The sequence below is a fragment of the Mesorhizobium sp. BR1-1-4 genome, assembly GCF_020165375.1.
GTDB lineage: Bacteria > Pseudomonadota > Alphaproteobacteria > Rhizobiales > Rhizobiaceae > Mesorhizobium > Mesorhizobium australicum.
Map to the genome: position 1 here is coordinate 190728 of NZ_JAIUIB010000007.1, position 17624 is coordinate 208351.

The following is a 17624-nucleotide window of genomic DNA, read 5'->3' on the forward strand; positions in this document are numbered from 1 at the left end:
GGGAACTCTGACATGACAACACCTGATCACTCTGACAAGTCGGAGGACACAAAAATCCTCCACAGTATGGGCTACGCCCAGGAACTAGCGCGCCGCATGAGCGGCTTCTCCAACTTCGCCATTTCCTTCTCGATCATCTGCATTCTGGCGGGCGGCATTACGTCTTTCCCGCTGGCCATGGCCACCGGCAGCGGTTTCGAGGCGACCATCGGCTGGGTCATCGGCGGCGTCTTTGCGCTCGTGGTCGCGGCGTCTCTCGGCCAGATTGGATCGGCCTATCCGACAGCCGGCGGCCTCTATCACTGGTCCTCGATCCTAGGCGGACGCGGCTGGGGCTGGGCCACGGCCTGGATCAACTTGCTCGGCCTGATCTTCGTCGTCGCTTCGGTGAATGTCGGCGTCTACCTGCTGTTTCAGGGGCTCGTTGCTGGCCCGATCTTCGGCTGGGACACATCGGCCTGGGGCTTCTGGCAACAGACGGCGGCAGTCGTCTTGATTACAGTTACCCAAGGTCTGTTCAATCATCTCGGCATCAAGACGACGACGATGTTGACCGATTTTTCCGGCTACCTCATCCTCGTTGTCGCGGTCGTGCTGACGCTGACATTCCTGATCTGGGGCGCGCATGGCTTCGATCTCGCGCGGCTGACGACTTTCGTCAACACGACCGGCGATCTCGGTGGTGGCTATGTTCCGACGGCCCGCACCGCACTCGTGGCCTTCCTGATTGGCCTTCTCTACCCGCTTTACACGATCACCGGCTTTGACGCCTCCGCGCATACCGCCGAGGAAACGCACAATGCCCGCGTCGCTGTGCCCAGAGGCATGATCCACGCGGTCCTCTGGTCTCTCGTCTTCGGTTTCGTCATGGCGGTCTCCTTCGTCCTTGCCAGCCCCGATCTCGTGGCGACCGCCAAGGACGGCGGCAATGCCTGGTTCAACCTGTTCAACAATCTGCCGGCGCCAACCTGGCTCAAGGCTCTGCTCGGCATCGCCATCGTGCTGTCGAACTATCTGTGCGCGCTAGCAGGGCTCACTTCGACCTCGCGCATGATCTTTGCCTTTTCGCGTGACGGAGGTCTGCCAGGGTCTTCTTTATGGAAGCAGGTTTCGCCGACCTGGCGCACGCCCGTTCCGGCCATCTGGCTCGGCGTCGTTCTGTCGATTGCCGCCACGCTCTATTCGCCGGCTTTCGCGGCGCTGGCAGCCGGCTGCGCACTCTTCCTCTATGTCTCCTACGCCATGCCGATCGCGGCCGGACTTCTTGCGGAAGGAAAGAGCTGGACCGAGTTCGGACCATTCCGGCTCGGCATCTGGTCAAAGCCGTTCGCCGTCATCACCGTGCTTGGTGTTCTGGTGTTGATGTATGCCGGCATCCAACCGCCCTTCGACATCTTGATCAACTATGCGATCGGATTGATCGTTCTGCTTGTCGTTTTGTGGTTTGCCGTCGAGAACCGCCGCTTCCAGGGGCCGCCCATCGGCGAGACGGCAATCGCCAAGCGCAGGGCGATCATCGCAGCGGCCGAAAAGGCCGTCGGCGAATCCGCCTAAACAACCAATCAAGCCGTGGCGGGTTCGCCCGCCACGGTTTTTTGTTCTCGTTCAATATGACAAGCCCGAAACGCCAAGCACTGGAGTGCCAAAGGAATGGCCGGAAGTTTCTCGTTCGATCAGTTGAAGAAAGCGGTCTCCAGCGGCGAGATCGACACGGTGCTGGCATGCATTGTCGACATGCAGGGCCGGTTGGCGGGAAAGCGGTTCCTGGCGCAATACTTCGTCGATTCCGCGCATGACGAGACGCATGGCTGCAACTACCTGCTGGCGGCCGACATCGATATGGAGCCGGTGCCGGGCTACAAGGCGGCAAGCTGGTCGAAGGGCTATGGCGACTTCGTCATGAAGCCGGACCTGGCGACGCTGCGGCGCATTCCCTGGCTGGAAAAGACGGCGCTCGTCATTTGCGACGTGCTCGACCACCACACCCATGACGACCTGCCGCATTCGCCGCGCGCCATCCTCAAGAAGCAAGTCAAGCGGCTGAGTGAGCGCGGCTATATCGGCTATTTCGCTTCCGAGCTCGAATTCTATCTGTTCAACGAGACCTACGATTCCGCCCGAAAGAAGCATTGGCAGGGGCTCGATACAGCCTCGCCCTATATTGGCGACTACCAGATCGGCATCACCACCAAGGAAGAAGGCGTCATGCGCCGGCTTCGCAACGAGATGGAAGCCGCCGGCATTCCGATCGAGAATTCCAAGGGCGAGTGGGGTCCGGGCCAGGAAGAGATCAATGTGCGCTACGCCGAGGCGCTCGACATGGCAGACCGCCACGTCATCCTGAAGAACGGCGCCAAGGAGATTGCCGAGTCCGAAGGCAAGGCGATTTCCTTCATGTCCAAGTATAATTACGGTCTCGCCGGCAATTCGAGCCACATCCACAATTCGCTGTGGAGCGCGGACGGCAAGACGCCGCTGTTCTTCGACAGACAAGCCGACTGGACCTTGTCGACGCTCGGCCAGCAATGGGCGGCCGGGCAGCTGAAATACGCCAAGGAATTCACCTGGTTCCTGGCGCCCTACATCAATTCCTACAAGCGCTTCCAGGCCGGCACTTTCGCGCCGACCAAGATCATGTGGAGCGAAGACAACCGCACCGCGGGCTTCCGCCTGTGCGGCGAGGGCACCAAGGGCATCCGCATGGAATGCCGCATCGGCGGCGCCGACCTCAATCCCTATCTCGCCTTCGCGGCGCTGATCGCGGCCGGCCTCGCCGGTATCGACGAGAAGCTGGAATTGCAGAAGCCTTTCGTCGGCGACGCCTATCAGGCTTCTCGTTTGCCGGAAATTCCAAAGACGCTGCGCGATGCGACCGAGATGCTGGCGAAATCGAAGATGCTGAAACAGGCGCTCGGCGAGGATGTGCTCGAGCACTATGTCCACACAGCGAAGTGGGAGCAGTTCGAATACGATCGGCGTATCACGGATTGGGAACTGCACAGAGGGTTCGAGCGTTACTAAAGCTTTATGCAGCTTTATTGTTGACAATGTAGTTAATGTAGCTCATATGAAGGCTGCAAGCTGCAATTGTTGGGGAGTTCGCAATGTCCAAATATGCGCCGCTGAAGGAATTTCTGGTCGCCCAGAATGCCGACCGTGTGCCTATGTCGTTCGATCAGATCGAAAGCGTGCTTAGTCTGCCGTTGCCGGCATCGAAGCGATACCCCGCGTGGTGGAGCAACAATCCGAGCAACAATCCCATGACCAGGGAGTGGCTCGAGGCCGGGTTCGAAACCGAATCCGTCAACGTAGGCGCTGGCAAGCTTGTCTTTCGCCGCGTTCGCAAGATGCCGACCGGTGACGCCGCACCCGCTGTGCGTACGCACCGTCACCCTGGATTTGGTTTCATGAAGGGCTTGATAGCAATCGAGGCCGGGTTTGATGTCACCAAACCGTTCGATGATGAGCCTTGGGATCGGGGTTATCTGGGCGGTGAAACTCAGGCGCAGCATGGTAAACACGTGATGCGCAAATGAGTGAAGAGCCGAGCCTGCTGCTGGACACGTGCGCGATGATCTTCATTGCAAACGACAGCAAAATCGACCCTCAGGCAAGTCAGAAGATTTCCGACGCGGCCTATGATGGCCGCCTCTATCTCTCGCCGATGTCAGCATGGGAGATCGGCATCGGTGTGGCCAAGGGCCGGCTCAACTTGCCCATAGCGCCGCTCGATTTCGTAGAGCGATTCATTGAGCGCATGTCCGCAAAACTCAGCGCGATTTCGCCGGCTATTCTGATCGCGTCCTCCAACTTGCCGGGTTCGCCCCATGGCGATTCTATGGATCGAATACTGATTGCCACTGCAAGGGCCTTGGACATGGTTCTTGTGACGCGAGACGAGCCCATCCTTCGCTACAGCCGCAACGGCCATCTGCGTACATTAGCCTGCTAAATGGAGCACCTTTTGGAAACCGTAGAACTCAAATCCCCCATCGACGGCTCGATCTATGCGGAGCGGCCGGTCGCTACCGACCAGGCGATCAACGCCGCGGTCGAGCGTGCCAAGGCGGCGCAGCAGAAGTGGGCGCAGACGCCGATCGTCGAGCGCGGCAAGTACATGCTGGCGATGCTGGAAGCACTGGTCGCGATGACCGACGAGATCGTGCCGGAGATCGCCTGGCAGATGGGGCGTCCCGTTCGTTATGGCGGCGAGTTCGGCGGCGTCAAGGAGCGTACCAACTATATGGTCGAGATCGCGGAAGCGGCGCTCAAGTCCGTGCCGGCCGCCAACCCGAAGGACGGCTTCCGGCGCTATGTGAAGAAGGATCCGCTTGGGGTGGTCATGGTGATCGCGCCATGGAACTATCCCTATCTCACAGCGGTCAACACGATCGTGCCGGCGCTGATGGCCGGCAACGCCGTCATCCTGAAACATGCCGCGCAGACGTTGCTGGTCGGCGAGCGCTTCCAACAGGCCTTCGACAAGGCCGGCCTGCCAAAGGGCGTGTTCCAGAATGTCGTGCTCAACCATGCACAGACGGAAAAACTGCTGGGTTCCGGCAAGATCGACCATGTCAATTTCACCGGCTCGGTCGCTGGCGGCCGTGCTATCGAAAAGGCGGCGGCAGGCACCTTCATGACGCTTGGGCTCGAACTCGGTGGCAAGGATCCGGCCTATGTGCTGCCCGACGCCAAGATGGACCATGCCGTGGCCAATCTGGTCGACGGCGCCTTCTTCAATTCCGGCCAGTGCTGCTGCGGCATCGAACGCGTCTATGTGCACGAAAAAGTCTATGACGAGTTCGTCGAAGGCTTCATCGCCGAGACCAGGAATTATGTCGTCGGCAATCCGCTGGAGCAGACGACGACGATGGGACCGATGGCGCAGGCGCGCTTTGCCGACCTGATCCGCGAGCAGAAGGCCGAAGCGCTACGCAAGGGTGCCAAGGCGCACATCGACATGAAGGTGGCTAACGACAAGGCCGGCTCGCCTTACCTGGCGCCGGAAGTGCTGACGCAAGTCGACCACCAGATGAGCGTCATGCGTGAGGAAAGCTTTGGCCCGATCGTCGGCATCATGAAGGTGCGCAACGATGAGGAGGCGATCGCTTTGATGAACGACAGCCCCTACGGGCTGACGGCCTCGATCTGGACGCGCGACACCGAGCATGCGGTGGCGATCGGCGACCGCGTCGAGACCGGCACGGTGTTCATGAACCGCTGCGACTATCTCGATCCCGCGCTGGTCTGGACCGGCGTCAAGGACACCGGCAAGGGCGTTGCCCTGTCGGCGCTGGGCTATGACAATCTGACCCGGCCGAAATCCTTCCACCTGCGTGAAGCCATCTAATTTTCGAAAGACAAAAATGTCCAAGCTCATCTCCAAATGGAACTACCCCACCACCGTTCGCTTCGGCGCCGGGCGCATCAAGGAACTGCCGGAGGTGCTCGCGGCCACCGGCATCAAGCGGCCGCTTTTCGTCACCGATCCGGGATTGGCGAAACTGCCGGTCGTCGCCTCGACGCTCAGGATTCTCGACGAGGCCAAGGTGCCCTATGGCGTGTTCTCCGAGGTGAAGCCGAACCCGGTCGAGTCCAATCTCACCGCTGGCATCGCGGTGTTCAAGAAGGGCAAGCATGACGGCGTCATCGCCTTCGGGGGCGGCTCGGCGCTCGACCTCGGCAAGCTGATCGCCTTCCAGGCCGGCCAAGTCAGGCCGGTCTGGGACTTCGAGGATGTCGGCGACTGGTGGACGCGCGCCAACTCCGACGCCATCGCGCCAATCATCGCGGTGCCGACCACCGCCGGCACCGGCTCGGAGGTCGGCCGCGCCGGCGTCATCACCAACGAGGAGACGCATACCAAGAAGGTCATCTTCCATCCGAAGTTGTTGCCGGCGATCGTCATCGCCGATCCGGAGCTGTCGGTCGGCATGCCTTCCTTCATCACCGCCGGCACCGGCATGGACGCGCTTGCGCATTGCCTCGAAGCCTATTGCGCGCCGGGCTACCATCCGATGGCCGACGGCATTGCCGTCGAAGGCATACGCCTGGTGTTCGAGAACCTGCCGAAGGCTTATGCCAATGGCAAAGACCTCGTCGCCCGCGCCCACATGATGAGCGCGGCCGCCATGGGCGCCGCGGCCTTCCAGAAGGGGCTGGGTGCCATCCACTCGCTGTCGCATCCGATCGGCGCGCTTTACGACACCCATCATGGCATGACCAATGCTGTGTTCATGCCATATGTGCTGGCCTTCAATCGCGACTCCATCGAGGAGCGTATCGCCCGGCTCGCCGCCTATTGCGGCATCAAGGGCGGTTTCGACGGCTTCGCCAAGGCTGTTATCAAGCTGCGCAAGGAGTTGAAGGTGCCGCACGCGCTGCCGGGCCTGATCAAGGGGCTCGACATGGACAAGAAGCGCAAGGGCCTGATCGCCGACATGGCGGTGGTCGATCCGACGGCCGGCGGCAACCCGGTCAAGCTGACCAAGAAGGCGGCGCTGACACTGCTCGAAAACGCCATCGCCGGGACGGTCTGAGGCCGGTTCCTGGATGCGGAAGTTGATCGGGAAACGAGGGGAAAGGAGAGGGGAAGGGGCGATATAGGGGCGGATTAATGATTAGCCGGAAAATTAAGTGGTGGCTAATTGCTACAGTCCGTTAAAAAGAGTTAACTTTTCACGCTGCGAGGCGCCGGTTTCACAAAGCTTTCATCTGGCTGTCACACGAAAACGATACCGCATCGCAGACGTCCAACGGCGTCAGTTCAATGGAGAGAACACATGTTCAAATTCACGGGGAAAGTGCTTTCCCTTTCGGCCGCGACCCTGATGGTGTCGTCGGTGATTTCGTCCGCCGCTTCGATGGACGATCTCATCAAGGCCGCCAAGGCCGAAGGCCAGCTCACCACGATCGCCTTGCCGCATGACTGGTGCGGTTACGGCGACGTCATCGCCGGCTTCAAGGCGAAGTATCCGGAAATCACCGTCAACGAACTCAACCCCGACGCCGGCTCCGGCGACGAAGTCGAGGCGATCAAGGCCAACAAGGACAACAAAGGCCCGCAGGCTCCTGATGTCATCGACGTCGGCCTGTCCTTCGGCCCGACCGCCAAGGCCGATGGCCTGTTGATGCCATACAAGGTGTCGACCTGGGACTCGATCCCGGACAGCGCCAAGGATGCCGATGGCGCCTGGTACGGAGACTATTATGGCGTTCTCTCGTTCATGGTGAACAAGGACCTGATCAAGGAGTCGCCGAAGGACTGGGCCGATCTCCTCAAGCCCGAATTCGCCAACGCGGTCGCCGTCGCCGGCGATCCGCGCGCTTCAAACCAGGCCATCCAGGCCGTCTACGCCGCAGGCCTTTCCGGTGGCGCGGCTGCAGGTGAACCCGCTGGCACCGCCGGCCTCGACTTCTTCAAGAAGCTCAACGCCGCCGGCAATTTCGTGCCGGTCGTCGGCAAGCCGGCAACGCTTGCCCAGGGCCAGACCCCGATCCTGATCAACTGGGATTACAACGCGCTCTCCGGTCGCGACACGCTGAAGGGCAACCCGCCCGTCGACGTCATCGTGCCGAAGACCGGCGTTGTCGCCGGTGTTTATGTGCAGGCGATCAGCGCGTTCGCGCCGCATCCGAATGCAGCCAAGCTGTGGATGGAATATCTCTATTCCGACGAAGGCCAGATCGGCTGGCTGAAGGGCTATTGCCACCCGATCCGCTTCAACGATCTGGCCAAGAACGGCAAGATCCCCGCGGACGTTCTGGCCAAGCTGCCGCCGGCGGAATCCTACGCCTCGGCTGCCTTCCCGACGCTCGACGAGCAGGGCAAGGCGAAGGAGACCATCAGCAAGAACTGGGACGCCGTTGTCGGCGCCAACGTCAAGTAAGGCTTGAAATCCACCGGGCGGCCGCGAGGCCGCCCGGCTTCCCCTCGAAGATGGTAGCCGGCGCATGACCGATCTTACGCTTTCAAATCAGTCTGTTACCACCAAGCCCGCGCCGCCGAACGAGGCGACCACTTTCCGCTTTCCGATGCAGTGGATTGGCGTGGCGCCTTTCTTCATCTTCGTCCTGATGTTCCTGATCCTGCCGACGATCTATCTCGTCCTGGGCGCTTTCCAGAATGGCGACGGTCAGCTGACGCTGGACAATATCCTGCAGCTGGTCAGCGATCCCTCGATCAGCGCTTCCTACTGGGTTTCGATCAAGATCAGTTTCTGGTCGGCTGTCATCGGTGCCTTTGCCGGGCTCGCGATCGCCATCGCCATCGTGCGCGGCGGGCTTCCCAACTGGACCCGCTCGGCGACCCTGACTTTTTCGGGCGTCGCCTCGAATTTCGCCGGCCTGCCGCTGGCCTTCGCCTTCCTGGCGACCCTCGGCCGCGTCGGCATCGTCACGACGCTTCTGCGTGACGTTCTCAATGTCAACATCTACGCGATGGGCTTCAATTTCCTCACGACATCGGGCCTGATCGCGGTCTATCTGTTCTTCCAGATTCCGCTGATGGTGGTCATCATCGTGCCGGCCATCGACGGCTTGAAGAAGGAATGGGGCGAGGCCGCCGCCACGCTTGGAGCCACCCAGTCGCAGTATTGGCGCATGGTGGTCATCCCGGTCTTGTGGCCGAGTTTCCTCGGTACGGTCATCCTGTTGTTCGCCAATTCGTTTGGCGCCATCGCCACGGCTTATGCGTTTGCCGGCCCGGCGCTCAACATCGTTCCCATCAAGCTCTATTCGCAGATCAATGGCGACGTGCTGCACAACCCGCGGCTTGGCTATGCCATCGCCTTCGGCATGATCGTCATCACGGGCTTGGCCAACGTCTTCTACATCTGGTTCCGGACCCGGTCCGAAAGGTGGCTCAAATGAAGTCGGGCAAATTCTGGGCCTGGGTCGTCTTCATTGTCGGCGCGGCCTATTTCTTCATTCCGCTGATGGCGACTGTCGAGTTCTCGTTGCGCATGCGCCGCGGCGTCCATTCCTTCGACGCCTACCAGATCGTGCTGGGCGACGCTCGCTTCCAGTCGACCTTCCTGTATTCGGTGGTAGCGGCCGTCTTCACCATCATTCTCGGCGTGCTGATCGTGGTGCCGACGGCCTACTGGATCCGGCTGCGCCTGCCGCAGCTCAGGCCGATCGTCGAATTCATCACGCTGTTGCCGCTGGTCATTCCGGCCATCGTCATCGTCTTCGGCTATATCAGGATGTACGGCTCGAATTCCCCGCTGCCGTTCCTGGGCAGCAATATGGGCGCCAATGCCTTGCTGGTGATCGGCTATGCGACGCTGGCTCTGCCCTACATGTATCGCGCCGTCGATACAGGGCTGCGCACCATCGATGTGCGGACATTGACCGAAGCAGCGCAGATCCTGGGCGCCGGCTGGGGCACGATCATTGGCCGGGTGATCCTGCCCAATGTCCTGATCGCCGTGCTGTCGGGCGCCTTCCTGACCTTCGCCATCGTCATCGGTGAGTTCACCATGGCGAGCCTCCTCAACCGTCCGGCCTTCGGCCCGTATCTGCAAAACGTCGGCGCCAACCGTGCCTATGAGCCGGCAGCCCTAGCCATCATCGCCTTCGCCATTACCTGGGGCTGCATGTCGCTCATCCAGATCCTGTCCCGCTTCGCGCCGAAATCGGCGAACCGCCCGAATTGATCGAAAAGCACTGACCTGAGAGAAAAAGCCATGGCCGAGCCATTCCTGTCCATCCAGCATGTGCGAAAGTCCTACGGGTCCAACACCGTGGTGCAGGATTTCAGCCTCGACGTCGAGCCGGGCGAGTTCGTCTCGTTCCTGGGGCCATCCGGATGCGGCAAGACGACGGTGCTGCGCATGGTCGCCGGCTTCGAGGAGCCGTCAGCCGGCAAGATCGTCGTCGCCGGCAAGGACATCACGCGGCTGAAGCCCAACCAGCGCAATGTCGGCATGGTGTTCCAGGCCTATGCGCTGTTCCCAAACCTCACCGTGGCGCAGAACATCGCTTTCGGGTTGAAGGTTGCCGGCATGCCGAAGGCCGACGCCGACAAGCGCGTCGCCGAGATGCTCGACATGATCAGACTGCCGCAGATGGCGGACCGCTATCCCTACCAGCTCTCCGGCGGCCAGCAGCAGCGCATCGCGTTGGCGCGCGCGATCGCGCCGAAGCCGAAGCTCCTGCTGCTCGACGAGCCGCTGTCGGCGCTGGACGCCAAGGTGCGCGTGTCGCTGCGCGAGGAAATCCGCTCGATCCAGAAGAAGCTCGGCATCACCACCATCTTCGTGACCCATGACCAGGAAGAGGCGCTGTCGATCTCCGACCGCATCGCCGTCATGTATGGCGGCAAGGCCGAGCAGGTCGCGACGCCGTTCGAAATCTACAACCGGCCGGCGACCAAGTTCGTCGCCAATTTCGTCGGCACGCTGAACGTGCTCGAAGGCAAGGTCACCGACGCCGCCTCCGGCAAGGTGCAGGTCAACACGCAGGAAGTCTCGCTCAAGGGCAAGCTCAACGGCTCGAAGTCTGGCGACACGCTGTCTCTGGCGCTGCGGCCCGAGGCGATTTCGCTCGGCCGCCAGCCCGGCCGCGACTCCAGCCTGACCGGAGAGATTTCCGAAGTGCACTTCCTCGGATCGGTTATCCGGGTCCGTGTCGGCATCGGCGGCAACACGGTGTCGCTCGACACGTTCAACAACTCCGCCACCCCGCCGCCCGCAGTCGGGGAGAAGGCCGAGATTTCGTTCTCGTCGAGCGATATGCTGGTGCTGCATTAGGTAGTCCCGCTGTCGGAAGGCGCTCCCAACCGGGCGCTCCAGCCGTCGGGATTTCTCATGCTGTCGGCGGACGACACAGTCCGTGCCAGAGGTGTCCCTGTTGTTTCACGGCCATGACTTTGGCACTGCCAATCGCGTCGTTCGGCGGCTACGATAGAGCATGGCTCTTTTCGAACTGACGCTTATCCTCCTGTTGATTGCAGTCGCGCTGACGGCGCTGTCGCGGCGGCTGCAAGTTCCCTATCCGTCGCTGCTGGCGCTGGCGGGCGCGGGCATCGCCTTCCTGCCCGGCATGCCGACCATCGACATCGACCCGGAACTGGCGCTGGCCTTGTTCATCGCCCCCGTGCTGCTCGACGCCGCCTATGACACCTCGTTGCGCGATCTCAATCGCAACCGGCTGCCGCTCGCCCTGCTGGCCTTGGGGGCGGTCGTTTTCACCACCGCAGCGGTTGCGCTGCTCGGCTGGAAGATGGCAGGCCTGCCGATCGCCGCGGCCGTCGCCCTTGGCGCCATCGTAGCGCCGCCCGATGCCGTCGCGGCGTCGGCCGTGCTCGGACAATTCAAGGTGCCGCATCGCATCACCACCATCCTGCAAGGCGAGAGCCTGCTCAACGATGCAACCGCGCTGCTGATCTACCGTATCGCTGTCGCCGCCGCCCTCGGTCCGTTCCTGTTGAGCAGCGCCGCGCCCATGGTCGTCTTGTCGACCGTTGGTAGCCCGGTGGCCGGCTATGTACTCGGTCGGCTGTCGCTTGCCACGCTGAGCCGCATCGAGGACGCGGCCAGCGGTACCGTGGTGCAGTTCGCCGGCACGTTCGGTGTCTGGATCCTGGCGGACAGGTTGGGTCTGTCGGCGATCATCACCATCGTCGTCTACGCCATGACCATCGCACAGACCGCGCCGCGCCGAATGTCAGCAAGAAAGCGTGTCAGTTCCTATTCGGTCTGGGAGACGGCTGTGTTCGTGCTCAACGTGCTGGCCTTCGTGCTGATGGGTCTGCAGGCTCGGTCGATCGTCGGACGGCTCGCCGGTACGGGAGAGCTCGACGCGTTCGTCTTTGCCGCGGCAGTGCTGGCGGTCGTCATCGTTTCGCGCCTGATCTGGGTGCTGGGCTGCGGTGCAGTCATCAGGTGGTTTGCCCGCTTTGGCGGCGCCGAGCATCAGCCGGATACGCCGTCCTTTCGCGGCGGCGTGCTCATCGGCTGGTGCGGCATGCGCGGACTGGTAACCCTTGCCGCGGCATTCGCCTTGCCGGTCGAATTTCCTGCTCGCGACCCGATCGTGCTCGCCGCCTTCACGGTCGTGCTCGGCACCCTGGTGCTGCAAGGAATGAGCCTGAAGCCGCTGCTGCGCGTCCTGAAGCTGGATCCCGACGAAACGGTCGACCGGGAGGTAGCGAAGGCGCGCGTCGTGGTCATGCAGGCCGCGCTTGATGTATTGAGCGGCAAGACCTCGAGCGCCGCAGCCGCGGTGCGCGAGCAATATGCCGCCCAGCGCAAGATCGCCAAAAATCCCGAGGATGCCCAGGCCGCGACCGAATATGACAGGCTGCGTCTCTATGCCATCAAAAGCCAGCGCGATGCCCTGGAGGAGCTGCGCCGCAACGGCACCATCGGTGACGAAGCCTATCACCGTCTGGAGGAAGAGATCGACTGGACGGAACTTGCGGCATCGCCGGCAGGCCGGTTCCAGCCGCTGACCACCGACTAGCAGATACCGCGTCTCGGCCGCTGCCCTGCTGGCCCAAGCCCCGTCCGTCCTCCTGCACATTGCAAGCGATCGGCCGAACCGTTACTGCCAACATCGAAAAGTGAGCCGGATAAGCAATGAAGCTGGTCAGCTACAACATCCAGTACGGATTCGGCAGCGACGGGCGCTACGATCTTTCGCGTGCGGCACGCCTTGTCGCTGGCGCCGACATCATCGCCTTGCAGGAGGTCGAGCGGCACTGGCAACGCAGCGATTTCGACGACCAGCCGGAGCGGCTTTCCCAATTGCTGCCTGGGTATCACTGGGTCTACGGCCCAGCCTTCGACATGGATGCCAGCGAGCTGCGCGACGGCCGCCTGGTCAATCGCCGCCGGCAGTTCGGCACCATGGTTATGTCGAAGCTGCCGATCGTCTGGTCGCGACTGCACGCGCTGCCGATGCGCCGCACGCTGCGGCCGCTCAACACCCGCAACGCCGCCCTCGAATGCATGATCCGCACGGCGGCCGGGCCGGTCAGGGTGCTGTCGCTGCATCTCGCGCACATCGCGGCGGAAGAGCGGCTGGAGCAGATTGATTATCTCATGGCCGAGCACCGCCGGGCACCATCGGAAGGCGGACCGTGGAGCGGAGCGGACGATGAACCTTCGCGTAACTGGACACATGGGCAAGTCGAGCCGGAAAATCCGCTGGCGACGATCTGGATGGGCGATTTCAACATGGAACCCGGCAGCGCCGAATATCGCCGCATGGTCGGCAGCACGCCCTATCATCGGGGCGCTGCCTATCTCGACGGCTTCGTCGATGCCGCTTCTGTCGCCAGCGAGCCGGTGGCGGATTTCCATACGCATGAGAAGATCATCGACGGCAGACTGGCAAAGCGCCGGCTTGACCATTGCTTCGTCGGCGGCATGCTGGCCGGGCGTGTGCGTTCGGTTGGATCAGACATGGGCGAGGTGGCTTCCGACCACTTCCCGGTCCGGGTCGACATCGATCTCGAGACGCCCTTCGGCCTGGGAGGTCGATGAGCTCCCCATGACGCTTTTCGTCTTTTTCGCGGTGCTTGCCGCGGCCGCCATGCACGCGATCTGGAACGCGCTGGTCAAGGTGCATCTCGACCGCTTCCTGTCGATCACGCTGATGACGCTCGGCATGGGCACTGCTGCCCTCGTCGTGCTGCCCTTCGTCGAGGTGCCGAAGGCGGAGGTCTGGCCCTACATCATCGCTTCGGTGATCTTCCACATGGGCTATCGCACCTTCCTGATCGGCGCCTACCAGGCCGGCGATTTCGCCCAGACCTACCCGCTGGCGCGTGGCACGGCACCCCTGCTGGCCGCGATTGGCGGCATGTTCGTCGTCGCCGAAGTGCCGGCGCCGCTTGCCATCCTTGGCATCCTGCTGTTGTCGGCCGGCACGCTGGTGATGTCGTTTCGCGGTGGCGCGCATCTGGAGAAACTGAATCTGCGCGCGGTCGGCTATGCGCTGGGCACGTCGATCTTCATCGCCAGCTACACGCTGTCCGACGGCAGCGGCGCGCGGCTGGCGGCAACGGCGCAGAGCTATGCCGCCTGGCTGTTCATCTGCGATGCATTTGGGGCGCTGGTGCTGTGCCTCGTTTTCCGAGGGCCCAAGGCGCTTCCCGTTCTGGCGCGCGACTGGAAGACGGGACTGTTCACCGGGGTGCTTTCCGGCGCCGCCTACTGGATTGTCATGTGGGCGATGACCAAGGCGCCGATCGCCTCGGTGGCGTCGCTGCGCGAGACCTCGATCCTGTTTGCCATGATGATCTCGGTCTACGCCCTCGGCGAGAAGATGACAGGCTGGCGCGGCGCTGCCGCGCTCAGCATTGTTGCAGGCGTCATCGCGTTGAGGATGGGTTGACCTCTCAGCCGAGCACCGTCATTACCTGGCCGCGCCGCTCCGGACTGAAGCGGATGACGACGATGATGCAGACGGCGACCACACCGGCAAAAAGCGCCAGCGCATAGCCATAGCTGCCGCCGGGGGCTTCGGCGATCCCGGCCTGATATGGACCGCCATAGGAAGCGGCGAGATTGCCGGCCTGATAGATGAAGCCGGGCAAGGTGGCGCGCACCGCACCGGGAGAAAGCTCGTTGAGGTGGACCGGGATGACACCCCAGGCGCCTTGCACCGCGACCTGCATGACGAAGGCGCCAATGGCCAGCATGAAGGGCGTTGAACTGTAGGCCCATAGCGGGATCGCCGGCAGGGCGATGATGCAGGCGAGTGTAATGGCGTTGACGCGGCCGATCTTCTCCGACAGCGCACCGAATGCCAGGCCGCCGACGATGGCACCGATGTTGGCAACGATGGTGATCCAGCTCACCGTGTGTGGGTCAAAGCCGTGCTGTTTCTTCAAAAAGGTCGGGTAGAGATCCTGCGTGCCATGGCTGAAGAAGTTGAAGAACATCATCAGCACGACGGCATAGAGCGCGACGCCCCAGTGCTTCTGCAAGGTCTCCAGCATCCCCGGTCGAGCGGTTTTCTGTGCCTCGACGAAGGCAGGAGATTCCGGCACATGCGAGCGGATGAACAGGACGACCAGCGCCGGGACGAAGGAGAGCAGGAACATGGCGCGCCAGCCGATCGTGTAGCCGCCGATCGTCTGCTGGTAGAGCAGGCCATAGACCACCGCCGCCAGCAGGTAGCCGGCCGGATAGCCGCATTGCAGGATGCCCGAGACGATGCCGCGGGCGCTCGGCGGGACGGATTCCATGGCGAGTGAACTGCCGAGGCCCCATTCGCCGCCCATGGCGATGCCGAACAGCGCGCGCAGCGCCAGGAAGATGCCGAGATTGGGCGAGAAGGCGGCCAGCGCCCCGATCACCGAATAGCTGACGATGTTGAGCATGAGAATGGGCTTGCGCCCGTATTTGTCGGCTAGCATGCCAAAGAAGAACGCGCCGATGAAGCGCGTGGCCAAGGTCAGGAACAGTGCCTTTGACACTGCCGGGACATCCGTCTGGAATTCAGTCGCAATATCGGTGAGCAGGAATGTCAGAAGGAAGAAATCAAAAGCATCGAGCGTCCAGCCCAGGAATGAGGCCAGGACGGTTTTCTTCTGCTCGGTAGTGAGGTTCAAGGCGTCCTCCTTTGCATCCCCCAAAGGAACGATATGTCGCCCTGTCGGCAAAAGAGAACAGCGATCAGCCGGCTTTCGAAAGGCCGGCGGTCACTTTTTCGTAAGATCGAGATCGAAGACCATCAATCCGTCCGCGCCGCCTTCGAGAGCCGCGAGCAGCCGGGCGCCGGCACGCTGATGCGCCTCATGGACGAGATAGGCGTCGCGCGCCGCGGCATCGCGGAAATCGATGGTGAAGCCATGGGTGAACCCGCGCGCGAAAGGCTCTGGGCTGACATTGGTGCTGAACTGGACGGTGTCCATGCCTTCGATCACCTGTCGCAACGCCTCGAGGCCGGCGTGGATGGCCGTGCGCTCGGTCGACGACACATCGCTGCGAAATCTGGCGAAAACGCAGTGCCTGATCATTTTACCACTCCCTATGCAGCACGATTGCCGGAAAACACTGCCGGCGGCAGCGGCTCGCGGCCGAGGATCAGGTCGGCACCCTTTTCGCCGACCATGATCGTCGGCGCATTGGTGTTGGAGGAAGGCACGCGCGGCATCACAGACGCATCGCAGACGCGCAGCCCCTCGATGCCGCGCAGTCTCAGGTCCGGCGTCACCACCGCCATCTCATCATGGCCCATGCGGCAGGTGCCGACAGGATGGTGATCGGTCTTGGAGGTGCGGCAGGCATAGTCGATCAGCTCATCGTCGCTGGCGAGCGACGGGCCGGGCAGCACCTCGCGCAGCACGTAAGGGGCAAGCGCCTTCTGCCGCATGATCTCGCGCGCCAGCCGCAGCCCTCTCAGCGACATGTCGCGGTCATAGGGATCGGACCAGTAGTTGGGGTCGATCAGCGGGTGGTCGGAGGGATCAGCGCTTTTCAGCCGCACCGTGCCGCGCGAGCGCGGGCGCAGGAAGGCCGAGTTCAAGGTGACGCCCGGGTTTTTCAGCTTCTCGACGCCAGCCTCGATGCCGGAGCCGAGGCCCAGATGGAACTGGATATCGGGCGAGGCGGCGGTCGGGTCGGCGTACCAGAAGCCGCCGGTCTCGAACAGGCTGGACGCCACCGGCCCCTTCTTCAACAGCAGATATTGCAGGCCAGCCCAGGCCGTGCGGTGCAGCTTGGCATAATTGTCATAGGTGTGGTCGCCGGTGCATTCGGCGATGACGAACAGGTCGAGATGGTCCTGCATGTTGGAGCCGACGCCGGGCAGGTCATGCACCGGCGTGACGCCGACCGATTTCAGATGGTCGGCCGGGCCGATGCCCGACTGCATCAAAAGCTTAGGCGAACCGATGGCGCCGGACGAGACGATCACCTCGCGGTCGGCGCGCAGGATTTTTGTTTCGCCGCCCGGCCTGTCGACCACCTCGACGCCGATGGCGCGACCGTTCTCGACGACGATGCGGGTGACCAGTACGTCGGTCCTGACGGTGAGGTTCTTGCGAGCGCGGATCGGCCTGAGATAGGCGACCGAGGCGGAGGAGCGCCGGGCATCCTTCTGGGTCAGCTGGTAATAGCCGACGCCTTCTTGGGCAGCGCCGTTGAAATCCGGATTGAAGGGAATGCCCATCTCCTGGCCGGCGCGGAAATAGGCTTCGCAGATCGGCAGCGGCGCAATCGGGTTCGAAACGCCGAGCGGGCCCTGGTCGCCGTGGAAATCGTTGGCGTAGCGCTGGTTGTTTTCGGCCCGTTTGAAATAGGGCAGCACGTCGCGGTAGCCCCAGCCGGCCAGCCCTTCCTCCTTCTCCCAGGCGTCGTAGTCGCGCGCATTACCGCGCGTGTAGATCTGGGCGTTGATTGAGGAGCCGCCGCCGACCACCTTGGCCTGCGTGTACCAGAAGACGCGGTCGTTCATGTTTCTCTGCGGCACCGTCGACCAGCCCCAGGACGCAATGCCCTTGGTCATCTTGGCAAAGCCCGCCGGCATGTGGATATAGGGATGCCAATCCTTGCCACCGGCTTCGAGCAGCAGCACGGAGTTGGAGGGATCCTCGCTCAGCCGGTTGGCCAGCACGCAGCCGGCAGGGCCGGCGCCCACGATGATGTAGTCGGTCATTGTCTCAT

Annotated in this window: 16 protein-coding genes; 13 read left to right on the forward strand and 3 right to left on the reverse strand. The window is 62.5% G+C overall.

All coding sequences use genetic code 11. The features are described from left to right. The first annotated feature begins 12 nt into the window (after nucleotides 1–12). The 13 genes from LB571_RS17335 to LB571_RS17395 all read left to right on the forward strand — a co-directional run bounded on the left by LB571_RS17335 (nucleotide 13) and on the right by LB571_RS17395 (nucleotide 14346). A complete protein-coding gene (locus LB571_RS17335; protein ID WP_015315803.1) occupies nucleotides 13–1554 on the forward strand; it encodes an amino acid permease in 1542 nt (513 codons plus the stop codon). 96 nt (nucleotides 1555–1650) lie between these two features. Beyond that, the gene (locus tag LB571_RS17340) at nucleotides 1651–3021 is read left to right on the forward strand and encodes a glutamine synthetase family protein (protein ID WP_224596313.1); all 1371 of its coding nucleotides are present in this window, start codon (nucleotides 1651–1653) and stop codon (nucleotides 3019–3021) included. Nucleotides 3022–3104: 83 nt separating this feature from the next. Next, nucleotides 3105–3536, forward strand: a complete 432-nt coding sequence (locus LB571_RS17345; protein ID WP_140618744.1) for a hypothetical protein — start codon at nucleotides 3105–3107, stop codon at nucleotides 3534–3536. After that, entirely contained in the window at nucleotides 3533–3952 is a 420-nt protein-coding gene (locus tag LB571_RS17350; protein ID WP_224596315.1) for a type II toxin-antitoxin system VapC family toxin, read from the forward strand. Before LB571_RS17345 ends, LB571_RS17350 begins: the two co-directional genes overlap by 4 nt. Next, on the forward strand, nucleotides 3953–5350 hold the full coding sequence (locus LB571_RS17355; RefSeq protein WP_224596326.1) for an aldehyde dehydrogenase family protein: 1398 nt from the start codon (nucleotides 3953–3955) through the stop codon (nucleotides 5348–5350). 16 nt (nucleotides 5351–5366) lie between these two features. Next, nucleotides 5367–6539, forward strand: coding sequence for an iron-containing alcohol dehydrogenase (locus tag LB571_RS17360; protein ID WP_023770536.1), 1173 nt, complete (start codon nucleotides 5367–5369; stop codon nucleotides 6537–6539). A gap of 243 nt (nucleotides 6540–6782) precedes the next feature. After that, a complete protein-coding gene (locus LB571_RS17365; RefSeq protein ID WP_224596328.1) occupies nucleotides 6783–7889 on the forward strand; it encodes an ABC transporter substrate-binding protein in 1107 nt (368 codons plus the stop codon). Between the two features lie 64 nt (nucleotides 7890–7953). Next, entirely contained in the window at nucleotides 7954–8871 is a 918-nt protein-coding gene (locus LB571_RS17370; RefSeq protein WP_411961377.1) for an ABC transporter permease, read from the forward strand. Then, complete coding sequence (locus LB571_RS17375; RefSeq protein WP_224596332.1) at nucleotides 8868–9659, forward strand: ABC transporter permease; 792 nt, start codon at nucleotides 8868–8870, stop codon at nucleotides 9657–9659. Before LB571_RS17370 ends, LB571_RS17375 begins: the two co-directional genes overlap by 4 nt. A 30-nt stretch (nucleotides 9660–9689) precedes the next feature. Next, nucleotides 9690–10754: an ABC transporter ATP-binding protein gene (locus LB571_RS17380; RefSeq protein WP_015315812.1), complete on the forward strand. Its 1065-nt coding sequence runs from the start codon at nucleotides 9690–9692 to the stop codon at nucleotides 10752–10754. Between the two features lie 160 nt (nucleotides 10755–10914). Then, a complete protein-coding gene (locus LB571_RS17385; RefSeq protein WP_224596336.1) occupies nucleotides 10915–12468 on the forward strand; it encodes a cation:proton antiporter in 1554 nt (517 codons plus the stop codon). Between the two features lie 116 nt (nucleotides 12469–12584). After that, the gene (locus LB571_RS17390) at nucleotides 12585–13493 is read left to right on the forward strand and encodes an endonuclease/exonuclease/phosphatase family protein (RefSeq protein ID WP_224596338.1); all 909 of its coding nucleotides are present in this window, start codon (nucleotides 12585–12587) and stop codon (nucleotides 13491–13493) included. Nucleotides 13494–13500: 7 nt separating this feature from the next. Further along, complete coding sequence (locus LB571_RS17395; protein WP_023770528.1) at nucleotides 13501–14346, forward strand: EamA family transporter; 846 nt, start codon at nucleotides 13501–13503, stop codon at nucleotides 14344–14346. Nucleotides 14347–14350: 4 nt separating this feature from the next. Here LB571_RS17395 and LB571_RS17400 read toward each other — a convergent pair whose 3' ends face one another. The 3 genes from LB571_RS17400 to LB571_RS17410 form a co-directional block, all read right to left on the reverse strand. Beyond that, a complete protein-coding gene (locus LB571_RS17400; RefSeq protein WP_015315816.1) occupies nucleotides 14351–15568 on the reverse strand; it encodes an MFS transporter in 1218 nt (405 codons plus the stop codon). A 90-nt stretch (nucleotides 15569–15658) separates the two neighbouring features. Further along, nucleotides 15659–15976: a Dabb family protein gene (locus tag LB571_RS17405; RefSeq protein WP_224596341.1), complete on the reverse strand. Its 318-nt coding sequence runs from the start codon at nucleotides 15974–15976 to the stop codon at nucleotides 15659–15661. 11 nt (nucleotides 15977–15987) lie between these two features. Continuing rightward, complete coding sequence (locus LB571_RS17410; protein WP_015315818.1) at nucleotides 15988–17616, reverse strand: GMC family oxidoreductase; 1629 nt, start codon at nucleotides 17614–17616, stop codon at nucleotides 15988–15990. Between the last annotated feature and the right edge of the window lie 8 nt (nucleotides 17617–17624).

Coding starts and splice junctions, on each gene's coding strand:
- LB571_RS17345 (WP_140618744.1), top strand. CDS start 3,105: ATGTCCAAATATGCGCCGCTGAAGGAATTTCTGGTCGCCCAGAATGCC.
- LB571_RS17355 (WP_224596326.1), top strand. CDS start 3,953: ATGGAGCACCTTTTGGAAACCGTAGAACTCAAATCCCCCATCGACGGC.
- LB571_RS17335 (WP_015315803.1), top strand. CDS start 13: ATGACAACACCTGATCACTCTGACAAGTCGGAGGACACAAAAATCCTC.
- LB571_RS17385 (WP_224596336.1), top strand. CDS start 10,915: ATGGCTCTTTTCGAACTGACGCTTATCCTCCTGTTGATTGCAGTCGCG.
- LB571_RS17395 (WP_023770528.1), top strand. CDS start 13,501: ATGACGCTTTTCGTCTTTTTCGCGGTGCTTGCCGCGGCCGCCATGCAC.
- LB571_RS17350 (WP_224596315.1), top strand. CDS start 3,533: ATGAGTGAAGAGCCGAGCCTGCTGCTGGACACGTGCGCGATGATCTTC.
- LB571_RS17340 (WP_224596313.1), top strand. CDS start 1,651: ATGGCCGGAAGTTTCTCGTTCGATCAGTTGAAGAAAGCGGTCTCCAGC.
- LB571_RS17370 (WP_411961377.1), top strand. CDS start 7,954: ATGACCGATCTTACGCTTTCAAATCAGTCTGTTACCACCAAGCCCGCG.
- LB571_RS17410 (WP_015315818.1), bottom strand. CDS start 17,616: ATGACCGACTACATCATCGTGGGCGCCGGCCCTGCCGGCTGCGTGCTG.
- LB571_RS17365 (WP_224596328.1), top strand. CDS start 6,783: ATGTTCAAATTCACGGGGAAAGTGCTTTCCCTTTCGGCCGCGACCCTG.
- LB571_RS17380 (WP_015315812.1), top strand. CDS start 9,690: ATGGCCGAGCCATTCCTGTCCATCCAGCATGTGCGAAAGTCCTACGGG.
- LB571_RS17390 (WP_224596338.1), top strand. CDS start 12,585: ATGAAGCTGGTCAGCTACAACATCCAGTACGGATTCGGCAGCGACGGG.
- LB571_RS17360 (WP_023770536.1), top strand. CDS start 5,367: ATGTCCAAGCTCATCTCCAAATGGAACTACCCCACCACCGTTCGCTTC.
- LB571_RS17405 (WP_224596341.1), bottom strand. CDS start 15,976: ATGATCAGGCACTGCGTTTTCGCCAGATTTCGCAGCGATGTGTCGTCG.
- LB571_RS17375 (WP_224596332.1), top strand. CDS start 8,868: ATGAAGTCGGGCAAATTCTGGGCCTGGGTCGTCTTCATTGTCGGCGCG.